Below are 25,626 nucleotides of genomic sequence, written 5' to 3'. Positions count from 1 at the left end.
GAGGGGGTGGGCGAAGTGCCACAGGCACCGGTCAGTATCAGCACGGCAACGGCCGTGAGCGCGGTTACGCCTCGCATGATGATCACCTCAGGCGTTGGACGCTCGGCCGGCCCCGTTCGTTGCAGGTCACGGCCTTCGTCGAGGTCAGGGCACCGTCGGCGGCACCGGGGGTACCGGCGGCTTCTTCGCGGCGAGCTTCTTCTGCGCGTCGAGCTTCTTCTGGGCTTCCTGCTGTGCCTTCGTGCCGTTCACCATCCGGTCGGGCGGCGCGACGAAGCGGCGGACCGGCAGGCCCTTGAGGGCACCCTGCATGGCGGTCTTCCACAGCGGGCCCGCCGTACCGGAGCCGGTGGGGTCCGAGATGTCCCGGCCGTTGAGGGTGTGGCCGTACATCAGGTTCGTGTACTCGAGGGTGGCGTCGGCGACCACCGCGGCGGCGGCCAGGTTGGGCGCGTAACCGGCGTACCAGACGGCGCGGTTCTCCTGGATCGTGCCGGTCTTGCCGGCCAGGTCGTACCGGCCGAAGTTCAGCCGGCCACCGGTGCCGCCCGGCTCCATCACCGCGCCCAGCACCCGGTTCACGCCGTCGGCCACCTCCTTGGCGATGGCCTGCCGGCAACTACGTCCCGGCGTCGCGATCGGCCGCCCGGTCTTGTCGACGATCGAGGTGACCAGGTGCGGGGTGCAGAAGTTGCCGCGGGCCGCGAAGGTCGCGTAGGCGTTGGCGAGCATCAGCGGTGTGGTGTAGTCGACGCCGAGCGTGAAGGACACCACCTGGTTCAGCGGGCCGCGGGTCTGCGCGTTGTACATCCCCAGCTTGGCCGCGATCGTCGCCGGCGCGCACAGGCCGGTGCGCTGGGACAGCTGCAGGAAGTAGGTGTTGGTGGAGGCGCGCGCCGCCTCGACCATCGTCAGGTCGCCGCTCTTGGTGGAGTTCTTCGGCTTGTAGTCCGGGTCCTCGGTGACGCCCTTGCAGGTCCGGAACTTCTTCCCGCTCAGGTCGATCTGGGCCGGCGAGTCGATCCGGTAGCTCATCGGCAGGCCCCGCTGCAGCGCCGCCGCGACCGTGAACGCCTTCATCGTCGAGCCGTTCTGGAAGCCGCCGTAGCCACCGGCGTACGACTTCTCGACGTTGTAGTTGTACGCCGTCTGGTAGCGGCCGTTGCCGTACGGCCGGCTCTGCACCATCGCCTTCACCAGACCGGTGCCCGGCTCGATGATCGTGACCGCCGCGATGGCGGTGTCGGTGCGCTTGGTGTGCGCGTTGATCGAGGCCTGCGCGGCGGCCTGCAGCTTCGGCACCAGCGAGGTCCGGACGGTGATCCCACCGGTCTTCAGCTTGTGGTCACGCTCCTTGGGCGTCGGCCCGAGCGCGGGGTTGTCCAGCAGCTTCGAGACGACGTACTCGCAGTAGAACGGGTACGGCGAGTTCGCGCAGCCGTTCGGGACCTTCCGCATCCGGCTCAGGTCGATCGGCTTCTTGATCTCGGCCGCGGCCTGCGCCTGGCTGACGACGCCGAGCTCGGCCATCCGCCGCAGCACCACGTCACGGCGCTCCTTCGAGCGTTTGAGATCGTTGGTCGGGTCGTAGCCGGTCGGGTTCTTCACCAGTCCGGCCAGCAGCGCGGACTGAGCCAGGTCGAGATCCTTGGCCGGTACCCGGAAGTAGTGCTGCGCCGCCGTCTGTACGCCGTACGCGCCGTCGCCGAAGTTGACCAGGTTGAGATACCGCTCGAGGATCTCGTCCTTGGAGTACTGGCTCTCGATCCCGATCGCGTAGCGCAGCTCGGCCACCTTGCGCTGGTAGGTGACCGCTGTCGCGAGCCGCCGCTGCTCGTCGGTCTTGGCCTTCTCCAGCAGCGTGAGCTTGACGAACTGCTGGGTGATGCTCGACCCGCCCTGCTGGACCTCGCCCTCGGACTGGTTGCGGACCATCGCCCGCAGCGTGCCCTTCGCGTCGAGCGCGCCGTGCTCGTAGAACCGGGAGTCCTCGATCGCGATGATGGCCTGGCGCATGATCGGGCTGATCTGGCTGAGCTTCACCGGGATGCGGTTCTGCTCGTAGACGGTGGCGATCAGGCTGCCGTCGGCAGCGAGGATCCGGCTGCGAACGGCCGGCGTCTCGGGCTCCAGCTCCATCGGCAGGTTCTGCACCGACCCGGCCACGCCGGCACTGCTGCTGCCGATGAATCCCGCGAACGGGATCGCCAGCCCGGCGGCGAGCGCGCCGGCCAGCACGCTCACGCCGATGAACTTGATCATCGCCTGAACGCCGGTGCGTAAGCCCCCGCCTGAACGCATGCTCCCAGGTTAAGGGGTCGGCGAGGTCATCCCGGTCACGAAATGCTTACAGAGCGAAACAATGCCCGATCAGGCAGTCAGCTCGGCACCGGCGCCGCGCCGCAGGTTGAGCCGGGCTGCGGCGCCCAGCTTGGCCGCGAAGTCGTTGGGCAGCGAGAGCCGGATGACCTTCGACCAGGCCGACGCGACCTGCTTGGGCAGCGGGCCGGTGGTGTACTTGAGGTTGTAGTCGCGGAACAGCTGCTGCACCTTCGGCGCGATCTCCTGGTACCGGTTGCTCGGCAGGTCCGGGAACAGGTGGTGCTCGATCTGGTACGACAGGTTCCCGGTCATGATGTGCATCGCGCGGCCGCCGGAGATGTTGGCCGAGCCGAGCATCTGCCGCAGGTACCACTCGCCCCGGGTCTCGCCCTCGATCGACTTCTTCTCGAACGTCTCGACGCCCTCGGGGAAGTGCCCGCACATGATCACCGAGTGCGACCACAGGTTGCGTACGACGTTCGCGGTGAAGTTGGCGGCCAGCGTGTGCAGCGCCGACGGGCCGGACAGCAGCGGGTGGACGACGTAGTCCTTCTTCATCTGGCCCCGGATCTTCTTGAACACCTCTTTGGTGCGGGCCTTGAAGGCGGGGTCCTGCCGGCGCTGCTTGGTCGCCAGGTTCTTGCCCAGCTCCAGGTCGTAGGCGGCGATGCCGTACTCGAAGAAGCAGGCGTTGACGAAGTTCCACAGCGGCTGGGCCAGGTAGGCCGGGTACCACTTCTGGTCCTCGTCGACGCGCATGATGCCGTAGCCGAGGTCGTTGTCCTTGCCGACCACGTTGGTGTAGGTGTGGTGCAGCTCGTTGTGCGAGTGCTTCCACTGCTCCGACGGCGAGACGTGGTCCCACTCCCACTGGGTGGAGTGGATCTTCGGGTCCCGCATCCAGTCCCACTGGCCGTGCATGACGTTGTGGCCGATCTCCATGTTCTCCAGGATCTTGGCCACCGACAGGCCGGCCGTGCCGACGATCCAGGCCGGCGGGAACAGCGACGCCAGCAGCACGGCCCGGCTGCCCAGCTCCAGCTTGCGCTGGACGCTGATCACCTTGCGGATGTACGCCGCGTCGGACGCGCCGCGGGCGGCGATCACCTCGGCCCGGATCGCGTCGAGACGCCGGCCGATCTCCTCGATGTCGTCGGCGCTGAGGTGGGCGATCGGGTTGTCGGCCTTCTTCTGCAGAACGGTCATCAGCTCTTCTTCCTCAACAATCGATGTCGCACGCGCCGGCCGCGGCCGAGATGCAGGTCTGGACGAGTACGCCGTCGCCGGGCGCCGCGGTGGTGACCTCGCCGGAGCGGAGATCGCGGACCGAGCCCGAGTTCAGCGGAAGGACACAGGAGAAGCAGATCCCCATCCGGCAGCCGGACGGCATCAGCACGCCGTTCTGCTCCCCCGCGTCCAGGATCGGCGTCGTGCCGTCGAGCTCGACCACCGTCCCGGTGCCGCTGAAGGTGACAGTGCCGCCCTCACCGGGCTCGGCGAGCGCGGTCCGGAATCGTTCGGTGTGCAGCTCACTCAGTTCGAGCGTCGCCCACTGCTCCTCCAGCGCGTCCAGCAGACCGGCGGGCCCGCAGGCCCAGGTCTCCCGCTCCGCCAGATCCGGTACGACGTCCGCGAGCGCGGCCACGTCGAGCCGGCCGTCGGTGTCGGTGTGCTGCTCGACCAGCCGGAGCCGGCCGTCATCGGCGAACTCCCGCAGCTCGGCTCCGAAGATCACGTCGTCGGCACAGGCCGCGGAGTGCACCAGCACCACATCGCCGAGCCGGTCGAGGCCGGAGCGCAGCATCCCCATCACGGGCGTGATGCCGCTGCCGCCGGTGACGAACAGGACCTTGCGCGGCGCCTGCGCCGGTAGCACGAAGTCGCCGACCGCCTGGTCGAGATGCACCAGCTGGCCGGGACGCAGCTCCTGCGCGAGATGAGCGCTGACCAGGCCGTCCGGGACAGCCTTGGCCGTGATGGTCAGCAGTTCGCTGCCCGGAGCGGACGTCAGAGAGTAGGAGCGCCACAGCCGGATGCCGTCGACCTCGAGGCCGATCCGGACGTACTGGCCCGGCTGGTGCCCGCGCCAGGCAGCGCCGGGCCGCAGTACGACGGTCACCGCGTCAGCGGTCTCGGGACGGACCTCGACCACCCGGGCGCGGAGGTCCGCGCCGGCGCGCAGTGGCCGGAACATGTCGAGATAGTCGGCGGGCTCGAGCGGATGAGTGGCGGCGGCCGCGACCCGCCACAGCCGGTCACGCAGCCGGCCCCGGAGGTTGCCCGGGGCTTGGGCGTCGGACGCAAACGTGGTCATGTCTTCCAGCATCCTCGACGCGAGGTGTAGTTTCATGACCGTCAGCGGTGAATCTGTTCGGCGATCTTGTTCGGAGGAAACAAAAAATGTCCGAGGAGCTGGTCCAGCACGCGAGCCGGACGGCCCGTGGCGCCGCCGAACTCGAGCTGGGCGACCAGGCGGTCGAGCTGCTCCGCTCCCGGCTGCCGGAGATCGCCGGGCTCACCGTGACCGCCATCATCGTCGAAGTCCCCGGCTACACCAACGCGCTGGCCGGCCCGATGGGCGCCAAGATCGCCGGCGCGGTCCAGCTCGCCCTGGGCGGTTTCCTCCGGCTGGCCAGCAGCGGCGATCCCGGTACTCCGCTCGCCCCCGCGCTCGAAGGGGCCTACGTGCTCGGCCGGGGCGAGGCCCGCAGCGGCCGCGCGATGGACGCCCTGCTCGCGGCGTACCGGGTGGGGGCGCGGGTGTCGTGGCGCGAACTGTCCCGGACGGCGGTGGAAGCAGGCCTCTCCGCCGACACCCTGGCCAGGTTCGCCGAACTGGTCTTCGCCTACATCGACGAACTGTCCGCGGCCAGCGTCTCCGGCCACACCGACGAACTGGCGACCACCGGCCGGGTCAGAGAGCGCTATCTCCAGGAGCTGAGCCTGGGCCTCCTGCGCGGCGATCCGCCCGATCAGCTGGTCAGCCGGGCAAGCCGGGCCGACTGGGAGCCGCCTCGCACCTTGACGGCGGTGATCCTGCCGAGCGCCCACGTCCGCAGCATGCTCGGTGCCCTGGACCCCAGAACCCTTCGCCCCGAGACCGATCTCGAAGAGCTCACCGGCGAGGTGATCGGCGCGGACACCTCCGAGGTCGCCGTCCTGCTGGTGCCCGACGCCGAAGGTTCACGCCGGTCGGTGCTGCTCCGCAACCTGCGCGGCTACCAGGCGTGGGTCGGTCCGCCCCAGCCGTGGACAACCGTGCGGACGTCGTACCAGCGGGCCCTTCGAGCGCGGCAGCTCGGGCTCACGGCCGAGCCCGACGCCCCGGTCGACACCGAGCGCCACCTGACCACCTTCGTGGTCACCTCCGACGCCGCGGCCCTGGACGACCTCAGGCGCCAGGTCCTCGCGCCTTTCGAGACTCTCCGCCCGGGCACCGCCGAGCGACTGGAGGAGACGCTGCGCGAGTGGCTCCTCCACCTCGGCCGCCGCGACGAGGTCGCCGCGGCGCTGCACGTCCACCCGCAGACCGTGCGCTACCGCATGGGCCAGATCCGCGACCTGTACGGCGGCCGCCTCGAAGACCCGCAGACCGTCCTGGACCTCACCATCGCCCTGGCCGTCCCGCACCCCACCCGCTCGGCGGCCGACCGCCGAGCGGGTGGGGAGTGAACCGCGGGGTCAGGAAAGCTTGGCTTCGAGAGCGGCGATGAGCTGCGGGCGCAGCTCCTGCGGGGTGATGACCGCGTCGACCGAACCGACCGCGACGGCACGGTGGATGCTGTGCACGCGGTCGAACTCGGCCGCCACCTCGCTCAGCTTCTCCGCCCGGACCGCCGAGCGGACCTCGGCCAGCTCGTTGGTCAGCGCGGCCCGTTCGGCGCCCTCGGCCTCGGTCAGCCGGGCCGACACCTCGGTCACCCGGGCGTCCGCCGAGGTGCGGTTGTTCACCTCGCCGGAGAACACCACCGCGGCCGCCGGCGCGCCACCGAGCACGGAGGCGAAGGAGCCCTCCAGCGCGAGCACGGTCATGTTCGGGTTCAGCGTCTTGGAGAACACCACGAACGCGCCACCGTGGTACCGGGAGACGACGCAGAACACGATCGGCCCCTGGAAGTTGACGATCGCGCGGCCGATCTCGGCGCCGTACTCCAGCTGCAGGTTGCGCATCGACTCCGGTGAACCGTCGAAGCCCGACAGGTTCGCCAGCACCACCAGCGGACGGTTGCCGCTGGCAACGTTGATGGCGCGGGCCGCCTTCTTCGACGACCGCGGGAACAGCGTGCCGCCGTTGTAGGTGTCCGGCCCGTCGGTGGGCGGGAAGCCCCGCCGCGGAACCGGCTTGGACTCGATCCCGAGCAGGCAGACCGAGAGCCCGCCGAGCCGGGTGTCGGCGACCACGGCCGTCTCCGCGTCGGCCATCCCGGCCCAGCGCTCCAGCATCGGGTGGTCCTGGTCGGAGACCGCCCGCATCAGCGTGCGGATGTCGAACGCCTTCTTGCGGTCGGGGTTGGTCTCGGCCGCGAAGATCTGGCCGACGGTGCTGAACCCGCCGTCCACCGGGTCGTGCGGGAACAACGTGACGTCGCGGTCGTGCGGGTCGGAGCTCGGCGCGCGCCGCGGCCCGCTCTCCCCCGGTACGACGTAGGTGTGGTCGTAGTGCGCCATCAGGATGTCGCGCGCACCGGCCAGATCGGGTGCCCAGTACTGCGCCTGCCCGTTCGGCCCCATCACCCGGTCGTAACCGCCGATGCCGAAGTTGTCCTCGGCCGAGACCCCGCCGGCGAAGTCCAGCGTCTGCTTGCCGGTCAGCACCATCGCGCTGTCCGGCGTCATCACCAGGATGCCCTTGGTGTGCATCAGCATGGTGGCTTCGGCGTTCCAGTACGGCTGCGCGCCGACATTGATGCCTGCGACAACGATGTTCACCTCGCCGCCGGCCTGGGTGAACTCGACGATCCGCTTCAGCGCCTTCGCCACCCAGTCCATGTTCTCGGTGCCGGAGTCCATCGAGATCCGGGCACCGGCCGAGACCGCGAACCACTCGATCGGTACGCCGAGCCGCTCGGCCAGGTCGAGGGCGGCGATGATCCGCGCGCACTCCGCCTCGGCGACCGCGCCGAGCGCCTTCGTCGGGTCGCCGCTGAGCACCACCCGGGTGACGCCTTCGGGGTGCCGGCGGGTCGGCGTACTGATCACGCCGACGATCAGGCCGGCCTTGTTCAGGCCGCGGGGCCGCTGGACCGGGACCAGGGCGCCGGCGTCGTCCAGGTCGTGCTCGACGAAGCTGCCGCCCGCGCCGACCACCATGCCGGCCACCTCGTACGGGTAGACGGTGTTGCGCCGGCGGGCCCGCAGGACCTTCTGGGCGTAGTCGTCGAGCGGCTTGAGCGGCTCGGTGGCCGGCCGCTCGACCGCGGTCACGACGCCCGCGCCGGGCTGGTAGTAGAACCGGCCGACGACCGGGAACGGCTGGCCGTTCGAGCCGATCACCCGGCCGGTGACGACGACCTCCTCGATCCCGGCGCCCGACGTCAGCGGCGCGATGTTGCGCTGCAGGGCGGTGAGCTCGGCGACCTGCCCGTCGATGACCGGCCAGACCGTCACCCAGACGTGGTTCATCTCCAGCCGGGCGCCGGCCGCGCCGCGCGCCGTACGGGCCCGGCGGATGCCTTCCAGGCAGTTCGCGATCGCGCGCTCGACGTGCGGCAGCGACGTGACCTTGCCGTCCTCACCCCGGACGACGGCGAACTGGCGGACCTGCGCCAGCGCCACCAGGCGCTCGTCGGCTTCGTTGTCGCGGGCAACACAGTGGTAGAGCAGCACGTCCTCCGGCGCGTCCAGCCGGGTGATCCGGAAGTCGCGCAGCCGCCACAGGTTCAGCCGGCGGCCGACCATCGGGTGCACGCCACGGACGTTGTCGTCCTCGACGATGCCGTCGCGGGCCAGTGCCGTCGAAGACGGGCGGTAGGTGAAGTACCAGACCTCCCGGCCGTTCCCGGGCACCACCGCGATCGCGACCCGGCGTACGTGGGACCTGAACGGCAGCGCGGCGACGACCTCCCGCAACCGGTCGGACGCCTCCTGCTGGTTCTCCGGCGTTCCGGGCCAGGACAGGTAGAGATCGGCGACCGCCTCGTGGCCGACCGGCCGCGCGGCGATCTCGGCGGTCAGGTCGTTGACCAGTTGACTGCCGGGATCGCGCAACTCGTCCACGGTGCCGACCGTGCTGACCAGGTGCGTGGGCCGCTCGTCCAGCGTGTAGTCGGCCGTGGTGACCGCCCGGCCGTTCACGCTGGTGTTGCGCAGATCGTGCAGCTCGTGCTCGAGATAGTGCCGGCGGACCAGCACCTCCAGCATCGGTTCGTTGCCGTTGACACCGTTCGCCAGCCGCTCGGCGAGGAACCGGACGATCTGCTCCGGGATCGTCGCCAGCGCCTCGATCCGCTCGGCGTAGTCCGGCGCCGCGGGGTCCAGCGCCAGCGTGGCCAGCTCGTCGCCGACCACCGAGAGCACCTCGGCCCGGGCCTGGTCGACCAACGGCTGGTCGAACCAGCGGAACCGGACGCTCCGGGCCAGATCGCCGATCACCGGGAACCGCAGCTGGGTGGCGAGCACCAAATGATCGAGCAGCGCGTTCGCTTCGGCGTCCAGCGGCGACTCGGGCAGTGGCTCGACCAGCCACTGCTGCAGCAGCGCCGTCACCAGCAGGACGTCGGGAGACGTGCGCTGCTGCGCCAGGAAGATCCGGAACACCGCGTCGGTCAGTTCCTCGCTGCGATCCAGCTCGGTCACGCCGTAGTGGCTGAGCACCCGGGTCAGCCGCTCGCAGAACTCGGCCGGCAGGCCGGCCCGCTCGGTGTCGAGGGTCTGCAGGTAGGTGTGGAAGTGCTCCTTCGGGCTGTGCACCCGCAACTCGGTGTTCAGGTCCTCACCGACCGGCCGGTTACGGCTCAGCTCGGCCAGGTCGGCGAACAGCCGCAGGACCTTGATCTCCTCGCCGACCGGCGGGTCGGCCAGCTCCGCCCGCGCCTCCAGGTACGCCGTCAGCGTGCGGCCCTCGTCGCGCGGATCGATGTCGAAGCCGAGCAGCATGCCGCGCAGATCGTCCAGCCCACGGGTCGCGCGCTCCGCGGCCGTCTCCCGCTCCTGCGGCTCCGGCAGCTCCAGATCGGCGCCCTCGGCCGTCTCCACCTTCACGTCGGCGTCGCCGATCAGCTCCAGCCGGAGCAGCGGCGCGCCGGTCTCGACCTGGATACCGGTGGAGACCGGCAGCTCGCGGACGATCGCCTTGAACGGCGCGTAGAGCACCGTCTCCATCTTCATGCTCTCCAGCACCAGCACCGGTGCGCCCGCCTCGACCTCGGCGCCGACCGCGACCGGAGTCGCGACCACCAGCGCAGGAGCGGGTGCGCGCAGGACGCCACCCTCGTCGCGGCTGACCCGGTGGGTGACGCCGTCGACCTCGACCAGGTGCACCGGGCCGTGGGTCGCGGTGATCAGCCGGAACCGGCGGCCGGCTACCACGATCCGGGCGTCGTACGCGTCCAGCCGGTCCAACTCGACGTCGAGGTACTGCAGGTCGTCCCCCGAACCGACGCCCGCGCGGTACCGGTGCGGACCGATCCGCGCGACCGACACCTTGTACGCCGCGCCGCGCAGCTTCAGCGCGATCGCCCGGCCCACCTCGTGCTGGACCTGCGGACGGCCACCGCGAGCGGTCTCCAGCAGTCGCTGCCGCTCGACCCGCTCGGCCTCCTCGTACGCCTCGATCGCCGCGACGATCAGCGCGACGCCGGAGTGCCGGCTCGACACCAGCCGGCCCTCGCCGCGGACGCGGTCGATCCAGCCGGTGTCGGCGCTGCCGTCGATCACCTCGGGCTGGTCGAGCAGTTCGAGGACGAAGCTCTTGTTGGTGGCGCCGCCCTCGAGCACCACCGTGGTGTCGGCCATCGCGCGCCGCAACCGGCCGAGCGCCTCGTCGCGGGTCCGGCCGTAGGCGATGATCTTGGCGATCATCGAGTCGAAGTCGGCCGGGATCTCGTCGCCCTCGCTGACCCCGGTGTCGACCCGGATGCCCGGACCGGACGGCAGCCGCAGCCGGGCGATCCGCCCGGGCGACGGCGCGAAGTCGCGATCGGGGTCCTCGGCGTTCAGCCGCGCCTCGATGGCGTGACCGTGCTCGGCGGGCTGCAGGCCTTCCAGCCGGCCGCCCGACGCGACGTGGATCTGGGCCTTCACCAGATCGACCTCGGTGGTCAGCTCGGTGATCGAGTGCTCCACCTGCAGCCGGGTGTTGACCTCCAGGAAGGCGAACAGCTTGTCGGCCGGCTGGTACAGGAACTCCACCGTCCCGGCGCCGCTGTAGCCGACGGCGAGGGCCAGCCGCTCGGCCGACTTCTTGAGCTCGAGGTTCTGGTCGGCCGTCAGGACCGGCGAGGCCGACTCCTCGATCACCTTCTGGTTGCGGCGCTGGACGGAGCAGTCCCGCACCCCCAGCGCCCAGGCGGTCCCCTGCCCGTCGGCGATGACCTGCACCTCGACGTGCCGCGCGCCGGTGACCAGACTCTCCAGGAACACGATGCCGCTGCCGAACGCGCGCAACGCCTCGTCACTGGTCCGCTGGTAGGCCTCGCGCATCTCGGCGTCGTCGCGGATCATCCGGATTCCGCGGCCGCCGCCACCGGCCGTTGCCTTCAGCATCACCGGATAGCCGATCTCGTCGGCCGACGCGAGCGCGGCGTCGAGCGACCCGACCGCTCCCCGGCTCCACGGCGCCACCGGTACGCCGACCTCCTCGGCGATCAGCTTGGAGCCGATCTTGTCGCCGAGCTTGCGCATCGCCTCCGCGCTCGGGCCGATGAAGGTGACCCCGATCCGCCCGCACAGCTCGGCGAACGCCGGGTCCTCCGCGACGAAGCCCCAGCCGACCCAGGCGGCGTCCGCCCCGGTCTCGGTCAGCGCCTTCTCCAGCTTGGCGTGGTCCAGGTACGGACGGTCGGCGGCCGGGCCGAGCGGGTAGGTCAGGTCGGCCTCACGCACGAAGGTCGCGGTGCGCTCGGCGTCGGTGTACAGCGCCACCGTCTCGATGTGGCTCCCGGTCTCCGCGTTGAGTTCGCGGACCGCGTTGATCAGCCGCATGGCGGCTTCTCCCCGGTTGACGATGGCGATACGGCTGAACACCGGGCAGTACTCCTGTCGTCGGGAAACCTGTCACCGCACACATTCCCAGGCCGCGACCCCTACCGTCGAGTCGGGGTCGGGCCCATGCGAACAGCCCGGGCCTGACGGCCCGGGCTGTTCGGTGTGACACTGAATCAGCTGATGTCGTAGCGATCCAGGGTCATCACCTTGTCGAAGGCGGCGACGAAGTCGCGGACGAACTTCTCCTGCGCGTCGTCGCTGGCGTAGACCTCCGCCAGCGCCCGCAGCTCGGAGTTCGAGCCGAACAGCAGGTCGACCCGGGTCCCGGTCCACTTGACCTGACCGTCGGCGCCGCGGGCCTCGTAGGTCCCGTCGTCGGCCGCGGACGGCTTCCACGTGGTGCCCAGGTCGAGCAGGTTCGCGAAGAAGTCGTTGGTCAGCTGGCCGGGGCGGTCGGTGAAGACCCCGTGGGCCGACTGCTGGAAGTTCGCCCCCAGGACCCGCAGGCCGCCGATCAGCACGGTCAGCTCCGGCGCGCTCAGGGTGAGCAGGTTGGCCCGGTCGATCAGCAGGTACTCCGCCGGCAGGCGGTTGCCCTTGCCGAGGTAGTTGCGGAAGCCGTCGGCGGCCGGCTCCAGCGCGGCGAACGAGTCGGCGTCCGTCTGCTCCTGCGTCGCGTCGGTACGGCCGGGCGTGAACGGCACCTGGACGTCGTACCCGGCGGCCTTGGCGGCCGTCTCGACGGCAGCGACCCCACCCAGCACGATCAGGTCGGCCAGCGAGATCTTCTTGCCGGTCGCCTCGGAGCCGGCGTTGAAGGTCTCCTGGATGCCTTCCAGCGTGCGCAGCACCTGGGCCAGCGAGTCGGGCTCGTTGACCTCCCAGCCACGCTGCGGGTCGAGGCGGAGGCGGGCGCCGTTCGCGCCGCCGCGCTTGTCACTGCCCCGGAACGACGAGGCCGACGCCCAGGCGGTGGAGACGAGCTGCGAGACCGACAGCTCCGAGCCGAGGATCTGCGCCTTCAGGACGGCGATGTCGTCGGCGTCGACCAGCTGGTGGTCGACGGCCGGGACGCGGTCCTGCCAGAGCAGCTCCTCCTGCGGCACCAGCGGGCCGAGGTAGCGCTGGATCGGGCCCATGTCGCGGTGGGTCAGCTTGAACCAGGCGCGGGCGAAGGCGTCCGCGAACTGGTCCGGGTCGGCCAGGAAGCGGCGCGAGATCTGCTCGTAGATCGGGTCGAAGCGCAGCGCCAGGTCGGCGGTCAGCATCGTCGGCGGGCGGTTGAGCGTGCCGTCCTCGGGGTCCGGGACCGTGTTCGCCCCGGCGCCGTCCTTGGCCACCCACTGGTGCGCGCCGGCCGGGCTCTTGGTGAGCTCCCACTCGTAGCCGAACAGATTCTGGAAGAACCCGTGGCTCCACTGCGTCGGCGTCGAGGTCCAGGTGACCTCCAGACCGCTGGTGATGGCGTCGCGGCCCTTGCCGCTGCCGAAGCTCTGCTTCCAGCCCAGACCCTGCTCCTCCAGCGGAGCGCCCTCGGGCTCGGAGCCGACGTACTTCGCCGGGTCGGCCGCGCCGTGCGCCTTGCCGAAGGTGTGGCCACCGGCGATCAGCGCGACGGTCTCCTCGTCGTTCATCGCCATCCGGCCGAACGTCTCGCGGATGTCGCGGGCCGAGCCCAGCGGGTCCGGGTTGCCGTTCGGGCCCTCGGGGTTCACGTAGATGAGGCCCATCTGTACCGCGGCCAGGGGCTTCTCCAGCTCGCGGTCACCGGTGTAGCGCTCGTCGCCGAGCCAGGTGGCCTCCGGGCCCCAGTAGACGTCCTCGTCCGGCTCCCAAACGTCGGCGCGGCCACCGGCGAAGCCGAAGGTCTTGAAGCCCATCGTCTCCAGCGCGCGGTTGCCGGTGAAGATCATCAGGTCGGCCCAGGAGACCGAGGCGCCCCACTTCTTCTTCACCGGCCACAGCAGCCGCCGGGCCTTGTCCAGGTTGCCGTTGTCGGGCCAGCTGTTCAGCGGAGCGAACCGCTGCATGCCGGCGCCCGCGCCACCGCGGCCGTCCTCGATCCGGTAGGTGCCGGCGCTGTGCCAGGCCATCCGGATCATGAACGGGCCGTAGTGGCCGAAGTCGGCCGGCCACCAGTCCTGCGAGGTGGTCAGCACCGCGTCGACGTCGGCGGCGAGCTCGTCGAGGTCGACGGTCGCGAACGCCGCGGCGTAGTCGAACTCCTCACCCATCGGGTTGGCCACCGCGGGGTGCTTGCGCAGGATCTTCAGGTTGAGCTGCTTGGGCCACCACTCGGTGTTGGTGCCACCCTCGGTCGGGTGCTTGAGCTGCCCGTGGTCGACGGGGCACCGGGCGCCGCTCTCGTCATTCATCTCGCCGACTTCGGCGTTGGGTCCTTCAGACACGGGAAACCTTCCGGGATCAAGGAGTTCTGGACGTGGTGGAGCAGGCGGGGCACAGGCCCCAGTAGACGACTTCGGCCTCGTCGATCAGGTAGTCGTGATCGTCCGATGCCGTCAGACAGGGAGCGGAACCATGGGCGCAGTCGACGTCCTCGATGGCTCCGCAGGACCGGCAGACGACGTGGTGGTGGTTGTCACCGACCCGGCTCTCGTAGCGCGCGACCGAGCCCGAGGGCTGGATCCGCCGGAGCAGGCCCGCAGTGGTGAGCGCGCGGAGTACGTCGTACACGGCCTGGTGGGACACGTCGAGCTCCGACCGGACGGACCGGATGATCGTGTCCGTGTCGGCGTGCGGGCGCTCGTGCACCGCGGAGAGGACCGCCAGCCGCGGCCGCGTCACGCGCAGCGCGGCACCCCGCAACCTGTCCTCGAGATCCGCCGGCGTCGCCACGTCCGCAGTCTGGCGCCTTTTCTGGAATGAGTCAAGATTAGCTGCGGCGGCGACTACCCCGCTGCTGAGGCCGTTGCGGCTTCCGGGCCGCCGGCGCCGCCTTTTTCTCCTGCTTGGCCTTCGGCGGAGTCGGCGTCTGGCGCGAACTGTTCACCGTGCGGCCACGGACGATGCCGATGAACTGCTCCATCAGCTCGGTCGGCTCCCCCTCCGGCCAGCTCAGCACGACACTCGACTCCGGCGCGTCGGTGATCGGCCGGTAGGTCAGGTCCTTGCGGTGGTGCAGCCGGGCCAGCGACTGCGGTACGACGAGCAGCCCGTTCCCCGCGGCGACCTGCTCGATCGCCAGCGCGGTGGTCTCCGGGCGGACCGGGAAAGGGTGACCAGGCAACTGTTCCCAGTCGAGCGTGTCGTCCAGCGGGCGCAGTACGACGTCGTCGGTCAGGTCGGCCGCGGTCACCTCCTCGGCCGCCGTCACCAGATGGTCCTTGGGTACGACGACCACGGTCGTCTCGGTGTAGAGCGAGATCGCGTGCAGCCCGGTCCGGTCGAACGGGAGCCGCAGCAGGGCGGCGTCGGCGGCGCCGGCCCGGACCAGCTCCGCGGCCTCCGCCGCGGGCACCCCGATCAGCTCGAGCGCGACTCTGGGCAGCCGCTCGTTCCAGATTCGCACCCACTTGGTCGGTGTGACGCCGGGAACGTACGCGAGCCGGAAAGAAGGTGCAGTCACCAGGTCAGGCTATCGCTCGATACCCTGCTGCAATGACGTCGCCGAAATCCAGCCAGACCATGAAGCCCGCAACGGCGGCCAAGAAACTGGGCGTGTACCTCGAAGCCACCCCCGCGGAGTTCCAGCAGGGGGTCGTCACCCGCGACGAATTGAACTCGCTGCAGTCCGACCCGCCGGAGTGGCTGCGTGAGCTCCGTAAGACCGGGCCGCACCCCCGCCCGGTGGTCGCCGCCCGGCTGGCCGTCTCGATCTCCGGCCTGGCCCGCGGTGGCGTGACCGAGCCGCTGACCACCGAGCAGATCGAGGAGCTCCGCGAGGAGAACCCCGAATGGCTGCGGGTGGAACGCGAGATCCAGGCCGACGTACAGGCCGAGGCCGAGCGCGTGAAGGCCGCCAAGGAAGCCAAGGCCAGGAAGCACCAGCAGCACTGACCGGCCGTACCCCGGTGCCGCGGACCCGCTCGGGTCCGCGGCACTTCGGCGTGCCCGGCCTATCCGCCGGTTGAGTCCTCAACTACTCTGGGACGATGGCGATCTTCCGGTTGAATCATGCGGTCCTGTACGTACGCGACGTGACCGCGAGTGTCGCCTTCTACCGCGACGTCCTCGGCTTCGGTTACATCGACGGCGGTGACTCGTACCAGGGCGCGGCCTTCCTGCGGGCGCCCGGCTCGACCAACGACCACGACCTCGGGCTGTTCCAGCTCGGCGGCCAGGCCGGTCCCTCCGGGGCGGGGCAGACGACGGTCGGGCTGTACCACCTGGCGTGGGAGGTCGACACGCTCGGCGACCTGGCCGAGCTGGAGCAGGCGCTGACCGCCGCCGGCGCGCTCGTCGGTGCCTCCGACCACGGCACCACGAAGTCGCTGTACGGCAAGGACCCGGACGGCCTGGAGTTCGAGATCGTCTGGATCATCCCGTCCGGCTCGCTCACCGAGGAGGACCGGCAGAAGGCGGGTGTCTCCCGGCTCGACCTGCCCGCCGAGCTCGCGAAGTACGGACGGGACGCGCGCAGCGGCCTGGGCATCTCCCGCCCCAACGACTGACCTCACACCGGCTTGGCCCCGACCCGCTCCCCCGGTTCCGACGACCGGGACCGAGGGGGCGAGCTGCCGCATCCGTCGTCGGCCTGGAGATCGACCGGGTGGACGCGTCTGGCTTTCAGTCGGCGCGAAGCCCGGGACCGCCCTCGGGTCCGTGGTGTTCCTCCAGGGCTTCGATCGCCCCACGCAGGCTCCGCAGACTGGCCTCCTCGTACTCGATCTCGGCCGGATCGTCGGTCCACTGCGCCGGAGCCGCGGCCGGGTCCGGGCGACCCGACTCGATCATCGCCAGGCCGGCGTCGACCTCGACCTCGAGCGCGCCGAGGAACTGCTCGTCCGGGGTGCTCATGACGGCGGCGGGACCCGCCGGCCCTTCCGCTGCTCGAGTTCCCCGGCCTCGACCGGCACGAACATCGGCTGACCGGGAACACCCAGCATCGTGACGACGAACCTGCTCGGGACGTCCGAGCGGTTGTTGCCGTCGCGGTAGTGGATGACGTCCCCGCCAGGCTCCCAGAACGCCTCGCCCGCCTTGATCACCCGGGGCGCCTCGCCCTCCAGCTCGAACCACATCTCGCCCTCCAGCATGTAGCCGAAAGCCGGTCCGGAGTGCCGGTGCGGCGGAGCGCCGGGGTCACCGGGCGGGTACTCCAGGATCGCGGTCATCACCTCGGCGTCCTGGGCGATCTGCGGCGGGGTGGTCGACTGCAGCATCGTCAGGGCCGACTGCCAGGCACCCGTGCCCGGCTCGCCCTTGTCTTCCAGGACCCCATCGTCGGTCCGGGTCTCCGTCATCCCGTCACTTCCCTTCCGTGGCCTGAGCGGCCAGCCAGTCACCGAAGTGCACGTCGCCGAGCACCGCGTCGCCGGCCGGGATCAGGCTGCGCTCGTCGATCGCGATGCCGAAGTACGTCGCACTGTCGTCGGCGACCACGGTGCGCGGGTCCTGGCGGGCGGTCAGCGCGATCCGGATGAACTCGTCCAGCCCGTACTGCTCCGGCCCACCGATCTCGGTGATCGTGTTGGTCGGCGTACCGGCGGCGGCGCGGCCGACCGCCTTGGCGACGTCCTCGGCCGCCATCGGCTGGATCAGTGCCGTCGGCAACCGAACCTTGTCGCCGTCGGTGGAGACGTCCGCGATCGACGCGGCGAACTCGTAGAACTGGGTGGCGTGCACGATCGAGTAGGGCAGCCCGGACTGCTGGATCAGGCTCTCCTGCAGCGCCTTGGCGCGGAAGTACCCGGCCGTGGACTTCGGGTCGTCGTGGTCGGCAGCCAGCCGGTCGGTGCCGACCACCGACAGTGCGACGTGGTGCCCGACCCCGGCCGCGGCCTCGGCGGCGAGCAGGTTCGTGGTGGAGAGCCGGAAGAACTCGGTCGCCGCGCCCTCTTCGAACGACGGCGAGTTGGAGACGTCGACCACGACGTCGGCTCCCTGCAGCACCTGCTCCAGGCCCTCGCCCGTGAGCGTGTTCACGCCACTGGCCGGCGACGCCGCGACGGCCTGGTGGCCGTGCTCTCCGAGCTTCGCGACGACCTTCGATCCGATCAGTCCGGTGCCACCGATCACGACGATCTTCATCGAGGTTCCTCCTTCGTTGCCGTCGGCATCGGTTGCCGAGCGGGTTCTGCAGGTAGGACAGGACAGCCCGGCGAGCTGTGACAGTGCCGCGCGTCACTCTCCGCGACCTGCCCCGCCGGACGGCTGCATCGCCGGCTGTCGGTGGCGGCCTCTAGAATCCAGCCGGTGACCTACGACGACCTCGACCCCTTCGAGCAACTGAACGCGGCCGGCCTGCCGGACCGGCAACAACGGATCCTGGTGGCGATCCGGGACTGGGTGGGCAAGCACGGCTACTCGCCGAGCACCCGGCAGATCGGCGAGGCGGTCGGGCTGCGGTCGTCCTCGACGGTGTCGAAGCACCTGACCAGTCTCGAGGAGAAGGGCTTCCTCAGCCGCAGCGAGTCGATGTCGCGGCCGATCGACGTCCGGATGTTCCTGCAGGACAGCCGGCCGCGGGCCGTCGCGAACGACTCCGTCTCGGTCCCGGTGGTCGGTGACATCGCCGCCGGTACGCCGATCTCCGCGATCGAGCACGTCGACGACTCGCTCCAGCTCCCCCGCGAACTGACCGGCCGCGGCACCATCTTCGCGCTCCGGGTGCGCGGCGACTCGATGATCGACGCCGCGATCTGCGACGGCGACATGGTGGTGATCCGGCAGCAGACCGAGGCGCACTCCGGGCAGATCGTCGCCGCGATGATCGGCGAGGAGGCGACCGTCAAGGTCTTCCGCCGCCGCAACGGCCACGTCTACCTGGAGCCGCGCAACGCGGCGTACGAGGTGATCGACGGCGACAACGCGGTGATCCTCGGCATCGTCGTCTCGGTCCTGCGCAGCGTCTGAGGTCGGCGCCTCCTTCGGCCGGTGGCCGGACCCGCCGCGTTTGGCAACCGGCCGAAGGGGCACATGGCCGGAGTACGGAGCGTCTCGGACGCGGACGATCGCCCTGCGGAGGGGGCGAGGACCGCGAGACGCTCGACTCCGGCGAAAGGACGAGCGACATGGGTGTCTTCGACAACATGAAGGACAAGGCCACCGACGCGGTCGACGACCACGGCGACAAGATCAGTGGCGGCGTCGACAAGGCCGGTGACGCCATCGACGACAAGACCGGCGGCAAGTACGGCGACAAGATCGACCAGGGCGGCGACAAGGCCAAGGACGGCCTCGACTCCCTGGACGGCCAGGACGACGACATCAGCTGACTTCCGCAGCAGGAACCGGGCCGCGAGCATCCGCTCGCGGCCCGTTCTGCCGTTCGAAGGGAATCGATCTCATCCGGATTCGTCCGGGATCCAGGCGCCGAGCAGCAGTGGGCCCCAGAGTCGTTGGCATTCACCAACCATCCGACGCCCTGGAGGGTTCAGATGAATTCACGATCGCTCGCTCACGGAACGGCTCTGACCGCCACCTTGGTCCTCGCCGCCGGCTCCACGCTCGCACTCGGCCCGAGCACCGCGGGTGCGGCGCCTGCCGGCCCGACCGCCACCGCGCACTGCACCGGCTACGGAGAACCCGCGCAGGTTGCGTCGGCCGTGATCAGGACAGTCGCCCACCCGTACACCCCGGTCGGCCTGGTCGAGCTCTGCCAGCGCTACACCGCCAACGGATGGATCCGCTGGACCGCAGTCACCCTCAACAACGCTCCGGCCGGCAACGGCTTCGCCAACGGCGACCTGGAGTACCGTCCGACCTCGGGTCAGGACGAGCCGGGCGCCGTCCACTGCCAGCCGGGCGGCACGGGCGCGATCGTCGGAGCCAAGCGGACCTGCGCATCCGCTTCCGTGGCGGTACTCCAGAAGTGGCAGGACCTGGCGGAAGGCAATGTCTACAACAACAACAATGTCCTGATCGCGACCGGCCGCACCCTCTGGATGAACTGGAGCGACAGCTGACGACTCCGGTGGTCTGCGCGGTCCGCGCAGGCCACCGGCCTGCCGCGACGCCACCGTCTTTGGATAAGAAAATTATATAGTCTCCGGATGACGGATGGGCTGGATGTCGAAGCGCTGGGGCTGGCGATGGAGCGGTTCACGGCGATGTTCATCAGGTTGGCGTCGGTGGAGCAGAAGAGCTTCACGACGCTGGGAGTGCTGCACACGCTGGCGACCAGCGGGCCGCTGCGGTTGTCGGAGTTGACGGCGAGTGAGCGGGTTACTCAGCCGGCGATGACGCAACTCGTCACTCGGCTCGAGCGCGACGGGCTTGCGGTGAGGTCGGCGGATCCCTCGGACGGGCGTGCGGTGCTGGTGCAGATCACGGCCGCGGGAGCCGAGGCGGTGGAGTTGAGACGGCAGGAGCGCATCGGTCGGCTGAACGGTCTTGTCGGCCGGCTTGAGCCGCAGTACCGGCAAGCACTCGCCGCGTCGCTGCCGGCCCTGCTGGAGCTGGCCCGGATCGCCGCGGACGAAGGGTCTGTTTCGCCTTCGCAACAAGGGAATCCGTCATGAACCTGGAGCCGAGGCCGCTGCACGTGCGCGACGCAGTACTCGACGACCTGCGTGCTCGCCTCGCCCTGACTCGGCCTCCGCTGGACGAGGCGAACGAGGACGGCGTCCACATCGGCTCCGGCCTGCCCCTCGACTTCTTCACCGGCCCCCGCGCCTGGGACCTCGCCCGCCACCGCCCTCTCACCGGCGACGAACCGGCCCCTATCCGCGCCCGCGTCATCCAGCTGGACCGCCGCTCCGCCTCCCACCTCGCCGTCCACATGCTCGACGGCGCCACTCTGGCCCACGGCCTGAGCGACTCCCCCGCCGGGCTGCTCGCCTGGCTCCTCGAACGCTGGAACGCCTGGAGCGACAACGGCGGCGACCTGGAGTCCGTCTTCACCAAGGACGACCTGCTCACCCACACCACGATCTACTGGGCGAACAACTCCATCGCCACCTCCATGCGGTACTACGCCAACGCCAACCGCTACCCCTGGACCCCGTCCCACGACCGTACGCCGGTCGTCCAGGCCCCCGTCGGCCTGACCTTCGTCACCTACGAGAACCCACCCGGAATCACCACCCCCGGCGAACGCGTCCAGGCCTTCAGGTCCGGCGCCCAAGCCGCCTGGTTCAACCACGTCAACGTCACCGCCCACCCGCACGGTGGCCACTTCATCCCCGGGGAGAATCCCGACGCCTGGACCACCGACCTGCGCCGAACCTTTCACGGACGCAGGTGAAGCTGGCTGCCTCCGGTCGACGGCGGCTTGGCGGCCCGCTGCGTCAGACGTTCCGGCGCAGCGGGCTGTGTAGTCCGGCGATGCCCGGGTACCGGCCGGTCATGACTGACAAGAAGATCGCATTCCTGGTCGCCGCGGAAGGTATCGAGCGAGTGGAGCTCACCGAGCCGTGGAAGGCGGTGTCCGATGCCGGGCACCAGCCGGTGCTGCTCAGCCCGGAGACCGGAGAGGTGCAAACGTTCGACCATCTGACCGCCAGTGAGAAGAAGCCGGTCGACCAAGCGGTCGGGGACGCGTCGGTCGACGACTTCGACGCGCTCGTGCTGCCCGGCGGTGTCGCCAACCCCGACGCGCTGCGTACCGACGAGAAGGCTGTCAGCTTCGTCAAGGCGTTCGTCGAGTCGGGCAAGCCGGTGGCCGCCATCTGCCACGCGCCCTGGACGCTGATCGAGGCCGACGTCGTTCGCGGCCGGACGGTGACGTCGTGGCCGAGTCTGCAGACCGACCTGCGCAACGCCGGCGCGACCTGGGTGGACGAGACCGTCGCGAGCGACGGCAACCTGATCACCAGCCGCAACCCCGACGACATCCCGGCGTTCAGCAAGGCACTGCTCGAGGCGATCGGCTGACTGACATACTGCGGGGCATGACTCGCCACACGCCGGAAGACTTCACCAAGTTCGGCGCCGGGGCGCTGCCGGGCCTGATCGGCATCGAGTTCACTTCGGTCGAGCAGGACCTCCTCCAAGCCCGTACGCCGGTCCGCCCCGAACTGCTCGCGCCCAACGGCTACCTGCACGCAGGCACCGTCGTCAGCATCGCCGACACTCTCTGCGGCTACGGCACGATGGCGAACCTGCCCGAGGGCGCGACCGGCTTCACCACGATCGAACTGAAGAGCAACTTCCTCGGCACCGCCCGCGACGGCGCGGTGCTGTGCGAGGCCCGCCCGGTCCATCTAGGCCGGACCACCCAGGTCTGGGACGCCGACGTCAGCAACGAGCAGACCGGCCGCAGGATCGCCACCTTCCGCTGCACCCAGCTGATCCTCTGGCCGAAAGCCTCCTGACCTCGGTGTGACGTGGGTCAGAGCCGGATCGACTTCTTGTTCATGAACTCCTCGATCCCGGCCGGGCCGAGTTCGCGCCCCAGGCCGGAGCGTTTGATCCCGCCGAAGGGCAGGTCCGCCTGGGATCCGCCGGCGCTGTTCAGGTAGACCATCCCCGCCTCGAGCTGGTCGGCGACCCGGCGGTTGCGGACCGGGTCGGTGCCGAAGACGCTGGCACCGAGGCCGAACGGCGAGTCGTTGGCGATCGCGATCGCCTCCGCCTCGCTCGACGCTTTGAAGACCAGTACGACCGGCCCGAAGATCTCCTCGTAGTAGGCGTCCATCGACGGCGTGACGTCGGTCAGCACAGTGGCTTCGAGGAAGGCGCCGGGCTCGATCCGCTGACCGCCGGTGCGCAGCGTCGCGCCCTGCTGCACCGCGCGTTCGACCTGCGCGGCAACCTCGTCGGCGGCCGCGGTCGAAGCGAGCGGCGGCAGCTTGGTCTCCGGGTCGGCCGGGTCGCCGGGGAGGTAGAAGTCGGCGACGCGCTTGGTGAGCTTGTCGACGAACTCGTCGTACAGGCCGGCCAGCACGATCATCCGCTTCGGCGCGTTGCAGGACTGCCCGCAGTTGCGCATCCGGGCGGTCGCGGTCGCCTTGACCGTCTCCTCCAGGTCGTCGGTGTCGAGCACGATCAGCGGGTCCGAGCCACCGAGCTCGAGGACGGTCTTCTTCAGGTTCCGGCCCGCCTCGGCCGCGACCGAGATGCCGGCCTGTTCGCTGCCGGTCAGCGAGACTCCCTGGATCCGGGGGTCGGCGAGGATCGCCGGGATCTGGCGGGAGGACGCGAAGGTGTTGACGTACACGTCGTCCGGTACGCCGGCGTCGCGCAGTACCGACTCGATCGCCGCCGCCGACCGCGGGCAGATCGAAGCGTGCTTGAGCAGGATCGTGTTGCCCAGCACGAGATTCGGCGCGACGAAGCGGGCGACCTGGTAGCAGGGGAAGTTCCACGGCATGATGCCGAGCAGCGGACCGATCGGGTTCTTGGTGATGACCGCCTCGCCGCCCTTGATCGCGACCGGCTGATCGGCCAGCAGGGCCGGTCCGTGGTCGGCGTAGTAGTCGAAGATGTCGACCACGATCCCGATCTCGCCCAGGCCCTCGTTGATCCGTTTACCCATCTCCAGGGTCATGATCGCCGCGAGTTCGCCGGCCCGCTCGGCGAACAGTGCGGCCGCGCGCTTGACGATCGCCGCCCGCTCCTCGACGCTCCGGCGCCGCCAGGCCGGATACCCGTCGTGCACCCGCGCGACCGCCGCCTCCACCTCCTCCGCAGTCGAGTTCGGCACCTCTTCGACCAGTTCGCCCGTGGCGGGATTCGTCACTGAGTACATGCCACCAGGCTAACCGCTTCTTCACATACTGTATACAGTCGTTGATCCATCGCCTGCCGGCGGACGATGGGGCAGGATGAAGCTCCGCATCTCTCCTTCGTCGATCGGACCCCGCCCGTGTCTGAGCAACGAAAGCTCCGGCTCGCCCTGCGCGTGACCGCCCTGGTAGCCGTCGCCTCCCTTCCCGGTCTCGCCTTCGCCGCGCCCGGCTCCCTGTCCGCTCCACAGCCCGGCGCCGCGGCGAGCACCGTCACTGGAGCAGCACCAGCCGCGGCACCCGCGCCGGCCGCACAGCAGGAAGACCCCGCCAACCCCTGGCAGTTCGACCACTGGCCGCAGCAGCAGCCGTGGCAGGAGTCCGGCCTGGCCGCGAAACGCCTCGCGCAGCCCGGTTTCGGAGCTCCGATCGATCCGCAGAACTGGGTCAACCCCGACCACATGACGTGGGCCGACTACAAGAAGCCGCCCGGGACCAACTGGGCCGATCCGGGCAAGTCGGGCTCGGTGCGGACCTTCAAGGGCGCGCTGGTGCTGGTCGACTATCCCAACCAGCCGTTCGTCGTGACCCAGCCGAAGGGCTCGACCCCGTTCGGCAACCCGAGCGCCGAGGCCAGCGGCGTACCGCGGGCCGAGGTCGCCGGCTTCTACCGCGACTTCCTCAACAAGCCCAACGCGCTCAACCGCGGCCACACCATCCACGAGTACTGGATGGAGGACTCCGGCGGCCGGTACGGCGTCGAGCTGACCTCCTTCGGCGCCTATCAGATGCCCGGCAAGTCGCACGAGTACGCGATGGAGTTCCAGGGCGGCACCGCCTGCCCGGCCGGCGACAACTGCACCAAGAACCTGCGCACCGACGCCCGTGCCGCCTGGGTCGCCGACGTCGGCGCCGAGGTACCGGCCGGGTTCGACTTCGTCTTCTACCTGAGCGCCGGGCAGGACGAGTCGTCCACCTGGCAGGAGTTCGGGCCGATGAAGTTCCCGACCAGGGAGGACGTCACCGAGGAGTTCGGTCCGCCGGACCCGGCCCTGCCGAACTGGGCCCTCACCCGCTACGTCCCCTGGACCTCCTGGGCCTCCGGCTCGACCCTGTGGCCCAACGCCGGCGGCGGCTCGACCACCCAGGCCGAGAGCTCCGGCATGTCCGTCTTCGCGCACGAGCTCAGCCACGTGCTCGGGATCGGCGACAACTACAACAACCCGTACGGCGTACCGCCGCGGCGGGCGTACAGCGGCATCTGGGAGATGCTCAGCCGCGGTACCTTCAACGGTCCCGGTGGACCGCACAGCCGGTGGATGATCCCCGCGACCGGCGGCGCGTCGATGGGCGCGCAACACATGCTGCGCAACAAGATCAAACTGCAGATGGTCGACGAGCAGAACGTCCTGCGGCTGTCGCGGGAGGCCCTCGGCCAGTCCGGCCTGGTCGTCGCCGACGTCACCGCCCGCGCGATCCAGCCCGGCGCCCAGGGACTGTCCGGGATCAACATCGCGCTCGGCACCGGCGACCTGTCGCCCGGCTGTGACGTCAGCACGAACCCGCTCTGCGACGGTGGTGGCTACAACAACTACACCCTCGAGGTCGTCGACCGGATCGGCACCGACTCGTTCACGCCCGACTCCGGCGTCCTGCTCGCGAAGACCAAGAACCAGGACACGGCACCGTTCGAGTGGGTGATCGACGCGAACCCGCAGGACATCGAGATGACCGACTACGTCCTGCCCGACGGGACGAAGGTCCCGATCACGATCGGCGACTACCGCCAGCTGTCCGATGCGCTGTTCCACGTCGGCACGAACTCCGGCAGTGAGTACGAGTACGTCGACCAGGCGAACCGGCTGCACTTCTACGTCACCAACCTGCGCCGCAACAGCGTCGGCGAGCTCTCCTACACGGTGGCCATCCGCTCCCTCGACGGCGCCGGCCCGCAGAAGCGCGGCGTCCGGGTACTGCCGACCGTCGGCCTGCCGGGGAACGGCGGCGTCAGCACCTGCGTCTTCCCGCTGACCAACACCGGCAAGGCCGCTCCCCCACAGGGCACGCATCCCGAGGACGTCGCGAAGTACCTGGACAACGACGTGTACCGGCTGTCCGCGAAGGTCACCGGCAAGGGCTGGGCGGTCTCGCTGCCCAACGCCCTGGCGACCGCCAGGACCGGCGCGACCGTCAAGATCGCGGTCCAGGCCAAGCCCACCGGCAAGGCCGCCAAGCTGGCCCAGGTCACGCTGACCGCCACCTCGGAGTCAGATCCCGGCAAGAAGGCCACCAGCAGCTGCCTGGCGATCGCCCGGTAGCCCAGCACGAACCCACCGGTCAGGCCGCGTTCGCGTGGCCTGACCGGTCGGCG

Annotated in this window: 22 protein-coding genes; 11 read left to right on the top strand and 11 right to left on the bottom strand. The window is 70.0% G+C overall.

Annotated elements, in window-relative coordinates; genetic code table 11:
- Positions 1–144: 144 nt before the first annotated feature.
- The 3 genes from OX958_RS15420 to OX958_RS15410 form a co-directional block, all read right to left on the bottom strand.
- Positions 145–2,301 (bottom strand): transglycosylase domain-containing protein, encoded by a 2,157-nt coding sequence (locus OX958_RS15420; protein ID WP_270138362.1) that lies wholly within the window; start codon positions 2,299–2,301, stop codon positions 145–147.
- A gap of 69 nt (positions 2,302–2,370) precedes the next feature.
- The gene (locus OX958_RS15415) at positions 2,371–3,528 is read right to left on the bottom strand and encodes a fatty acid desaturase family protein (protein WP_270138360.1); all 1,158 of its coding nucleotides are present in this window, start codon (positions 3,526–3,528) and stop codon (positions 2,371–2,373) included.
- A 13-nt stretch (positions 3,529–3,541) separates the two neighbouring features.
- Positions 3,542–4,636, bottom strand: coding sequence for a ferredoxin reductase (locus tag OX958_RS15410; RefSeq protein WP_270138358.1), 1,095 nt, complete (start codon positions 4,634–4,636; stop codon positions 3,542–3,544).
- 86 nt (positions 4,637–4,722) lie between these two features.
- On the opposite strand from OX958_RS15410, the gene OX958_RS15405 reads away from it, so the two are divergent.
- Complete coding sequence (locus tag OX958_RS15405; RefSeq protein WP_270138356.1) at positions 4,723–5,994, top strand: PucR family transcriptional regulator; 1,272 nt, start codon at positions 4,723–4,725, stop codon at positions 5,992–5,994.
- A 9-nt stretch (positions 5,995–6,003) separates the two neighbouring features.
- On the opposite strand, the gene OX958_RS15400 is transcribed toward OX958_RS15405, so the two are convergent.
- The 4 genes from OX958_RS15400 to OX958_RS15385 form a co-directional block, all read right to left on the bottom strand.
- A complete protein-coding gene (locus OX958_RS15400) occupies positions 6,004–11,505 on the bottom strand; it encodes an ATP-binding protein (protein WP_270138354.1) in 5,502 nt (1,833 codons plus the stop codon).
- Between the two features lie 134 nt (positions 11,506–11,639).
- The gene (katG, locus tag OX958_RS15395) at positions 11,640–13,841 is read right to left on the bottom strand and encodes a catalase/peroxidase HPI (RefSeq protein WP_442913291.1); all 2,202 of its coding nucleotides are present in this window, start codon (positions 13,839–13,841) and stop codon (positions 11,640–11,642) included.
- A 49-nt stretch (positions 13,842–13,890) separates the two neighbouring features.
- Complete coding sequence (locus OX958_RS15390; RefSeq protein WP_270138350.1) at positions 13,891–14,322, bottom strand: Fur family transcriptional regulator; 432 nt, start codon at positions 14,320–14,322, stop codon at positions 13,891–13,893.
- A gap of 37 nt (positions 14,323–14,359) precedes the next feature.
- The gene (locus OX958_RS15385) at positions 14,360–15,052 is read right to left on the bottom strand and encodes a LysR family substrate-binding domain-containing protein (RefSeq protein ID WP_270138348.1); all 693 of its coding nucleotides are present in this window, start codon (positions 15,050–15,052) and stop codon (positions 14,360–14,362) included.
- Between the two features lie 32 nt (positions 15,053–15,084).
- Here OX958_RS15385 and OX958_RS15380 point away from each other — a divergent pair, with 32 nt between their 5' ends.
- Both OX958_RS15380 and OX958_RS15375 read left to right on the top strand, forming a co-directional pair.
- A complete protein-coding gene (locus tag OX958_RS15380) occupies positions 15,085–15,483 on the top strand; it encodes a DUF5997 family protein (protein ID WP_270138346.1) in 399 nt (132 codons plus the stop codon).
- Positions 15,484–15,578: 95 nt separating this feature from the next.
- Entirely contained in the window at positions 15,579–16,097 is a 519-nt protein-coding gene (locus OX958_RS15375) for a VOC family protein (RefSeq protein ID WP_270138345.1), read from the top strand.
- 115 nt (positions 16,098–16,212) lie between these two features.
- On the opposite strand, the gene OX958_RS15370 is transcribed toward OX958_RS15375, so the two are convergent.
- From OX958_RS15370 to OX958_RS15360, 3 genes are read right to left on the bottom strand one after another with little or no spacing between them, the layout of a single operon-like run.
- The gene (locus OX958_RS15370) at positions 16,213–16,443 is read right to left on the bottom strand and encodes a hypothetical protein (RefSeq protein ID WP_270138343.1); all 231 of its coding nucleotides are present in this window, start codon (positions 16,441–16,443) and stop codon (positions 16,213–16,215) included.
- The gene (locus OX958_RS15365; protein WP_270138341.1) at positions 16,440–16,889 is read right to left on the bottom strand and encodes a cupin domain-containing protein; all 450 of its coding nucleotides are present in this window, start codon (positions 16,887–16,889) and stop codon (positions 16,440–16,442) included. The genes OX958_RS15370 and OX958_RS15365 overlap by 4 nt, the downstream gene beginning before the upstream one ends.
- 4 nt (positions 16,890–16,893) lie before the next feature.
- Entirely contained in the window at positions 16,894–17,676 is a 783-nt protein-coding gene (locus tag OX958_RS15360; protein ID WP_270138339.1) for an SDR family oxidoreductase, read from the bottom strand.
- Between the two features lie 165 nt (positions 17,677–17,841).
- Here OX958_RS15360 and lexA point away from each other — a divergent pair, with 165 nt between their 5' ends.
- From lexA to OX958_RS15325, 7 genes are all read left to right on the top strand, one after another.
- Entirely contained in the window at positions 17,842–18,501 is a 660-nt protein-coding gene (gene lexA / locus OX958_RS15355; RefSeq protein ID WP_270138337.1) for a transcriptional repressor LexA, read from the top strand.
- Positions 18,502–18,659: 158 nt separating this feature from the next.
- The gene (locus tag OX958_RS15350; protein WP_270138335.1) at positions 18,660–18,863 is read left to right on the top strand and encodes an antitoxin; all 204 of its coding nucleotides are present in this window, start codon (positions 18,660–18,662) and stop codon (positions 18,861–18,863) included.
- 162 nt (positions 18,864–19,025) lie between these two features.
- Positions 19,026–19,553 carry a hypothetical protein gene (locus tag OX958_RS15345; protein ID WP_270138333.1) on the top strand — a complete coding sequence of 176 codons (528 nt, stop codon included), beginning with the start codon at positions 19,026–19,028 and terminating at the stop codon, positions 19,551–19,553.
- Between the two features lie 87 nt (positions 19,554–19,640).
- Positions 19,641–20,108, top strand: coding sequence for a MarR family transcriptional regulator (locus OX958_RS15340; RefSeq protein ID WP_270138331.1), 468 nt, complete (start codon positions 19,641–19,643; stop codon positions 20,106–20,108).
- On the top strand, positions 20,105–20,833 hold the full coding sequence (locus tag OX958_RS15335) for a hypothetical protein (RefSeq protein ID WP_270138329.1): 729 nt from the start codon (positions 20,105–20,107) through the stop codon (positions 20,831–20,833). The genes OX958_RS15340 and OX958_RS15335 overlap by 4 nt, the downstream gene beginning before the upstream one ends.
- A 101-nt stretch (positions 20,834–20,934) precedes the next feature.
- Positions 20,935–21,462 carry a type 1 glutamine amidotransferase domain-containing protein gene (locus OX958_RS15330; protein ID WP_270138327.1) on the top strand — a complete coding sequence of 176 codons (528 nt, stop codon included), beginning with the start codon at positions 20,935–20,937 and terminating at the stop codon, positions 21,460–21,462.
- Positions 21,463–21,479: 17 nt separating this feature from the next.
- Positions 21,480–21,902 carry a PaaI family thioesterase gene (locus OX958_RS15325; protein WP_270138325.1) on the top strand — a complete coding sequence of 141 codons (423 nt, stop codon included), beginning with the start codon at positions 21,480–21,482 and terminating at the stop codon, positions 21,900–21,902.
- 17 nt (positions 21,903–21,919) lie between these two features.
- On the opposite strand, the gene OX958_RS15320 is transcribed toward OX958_RS15325, so the two are convergent.
- On the bottom strand, positions 21,920–23,278 hold the full coding sequence (locus OX958_RS15320; protein WP_270138323.1) for an NAD-dependent succinate-semialdehyde dehydrogenase: 1,359 nt from the start codon (positions 23,276–23,278) through the stop codon (positions 21,920–21,922).
- Between the two features lie 117 nt (positions 23,279–23,395).
- Between OX958_RS15320 and OX958_RS15315 the strand changes: the two genes are divergently transcribed.
- Positions 23,396–25,573 carry a M6 family metalloprotease domain-containing protein gene (locus OX958_RS15315; RefSeq protein WP_270138321.1) on the top strand — a complete coding sequence of 726 codons (2,178 nt, stop codon included), beginning with the start codon at positions 23,396–23,398 and terminating at the stop codon, positions 25,571–25,573.
- Positions 25,574–25,626 lie beyond the last annotated feature (53 nt).

Origin of the sequence: Kribbella sp. CA-293567, assembly GCF_027627575.1 — a bacterium.
GTDB lineage: Bacteria > Actinomycetota > Actinomycetes > Propionibacteriales > Kribbellaceae > Kribbella.
Note: the sequence above shows the minus strand (reverse complement) of the source record. Positions and strands in the feature narration are given on the sequence as shown.

Bases quoted from the DNA above. Each gene is read 5' to 3' on its own strand.
- OX958_RS15420 (WP_270138362.1), bottom strand. From the start codon at position 2,301: ATGCGTTCAGGCGGGGGCTTACGCACCGGCGTTCAGGCGATGATCAAG.
- OX958_RS15415 (WP_270138360.1), bottom strand. From the start codon at position 3,528: ATGACCGTTCTGCAGAAGAAGGCCGACAACCCGATCGCCCACCTCAGC.
- OX958_RS15410 (WP_270138358.1), bottom strand. From the start codon at position 4,636: ATGACCACGTTTGCGTCCGACGCCCAAGCCCCGGGCAACCTCCGGGGC.
- OX958_RS15405 (WP_270138356.1), top strand. From the start codon at position 4,723: ATGTCCGAGGAGCTGGTCCAGCACGCGAGCCGGACGGCCCGTGGCGCC.
- katG (WP_442913291.1), bottom strand. From the start codon at position 13,841: ATGAATGACGAGAGCGGCGCCCGGTGCCCCGTCGACCACGGGCAGCTC.
- OX958_RS15380 (WP_270138346.1), top strand. From the start codon at position 15,085: ATGACGTCGCCGAAATCCAGCCAGACCATGAAGCCCGCAACGGCGGCC.
- OX958_RS15375 (WP_270138345.1), top strand. From the start codon at position 15,579: ATGGCGATCTTCCGGTTGAATCATGCGGTCCTGTACGTACGCGACGTG.
- OX958_RS15370 (WP_270138343.1), bottom strand. From the start codon at position 16,443: ATGAGCACCCCGGACGAGCAGTTCCTCGGCGCGCTCGAGGTCGAGGTC.
- OX958_RS15365 (WP_270138341.1), bottom strand. From the start codon at position 16,889: ATGACGGAGACCCGGACCGACGATGGGGTCCTGGAAGACAAGGGCGAG.
- OX958_RS15360 (WP_270138339.1), bottom strand. From the start codon at position 17,676: ATGAAGATCGTCGTGATCGGTGGCACCGGACTGATCGGATCGAAGGTC.
- OX958_RS15350 (WP_270138335.1), top strand. From the start codon at position 18,660: ATGGGTGTCTTCGACAACATGAAGGACAAGGCCACCGACGCGGTCGAC.
- OX958_RS15345 (WP_270138333.1), top strand. From the start codon at position 19,026: ATGAATTCACGATCGCTCGCTCACGGAACGGCTCTGACCGCCACCTTG.
- OX958_RS15340 (WP_270138331.1), top strand. From the start codon at position 19,641: ATGACGGATGGGCTGGATGTCGAAGCGCTGGGGCTGGCGATGGAGCGG.
- OX958_RS15335 (WP_270138329.1), top strand. From the start codon at position 20,105: ATGAACCTGGAGCCGAGGCCGCTGCACGTGCGCGACGCAGTACTCGAC.
- OX958_RS15330 (WP_270138327.1), top strand. From the start codon at position 20,935: ATGACTGACAAGAAGATCGCATTCCTGGTCGCCGCGGAAGGTATCGAG.
- OX958_RS15325 (WP_270138325.1), top strand. From the start codon at position 21,480: ATGACTCGCCACACGCCGGAAGACTTCACCAAGTTCGGCGCCGGGGCG.
- OX958_RS15320 (WP_270138323.1), bottom strand. From the start codon at position 23,278: ATGTACTCAGTGACGAATCCCGCCACGGGCGAACTGGTCGAAGAGGTG.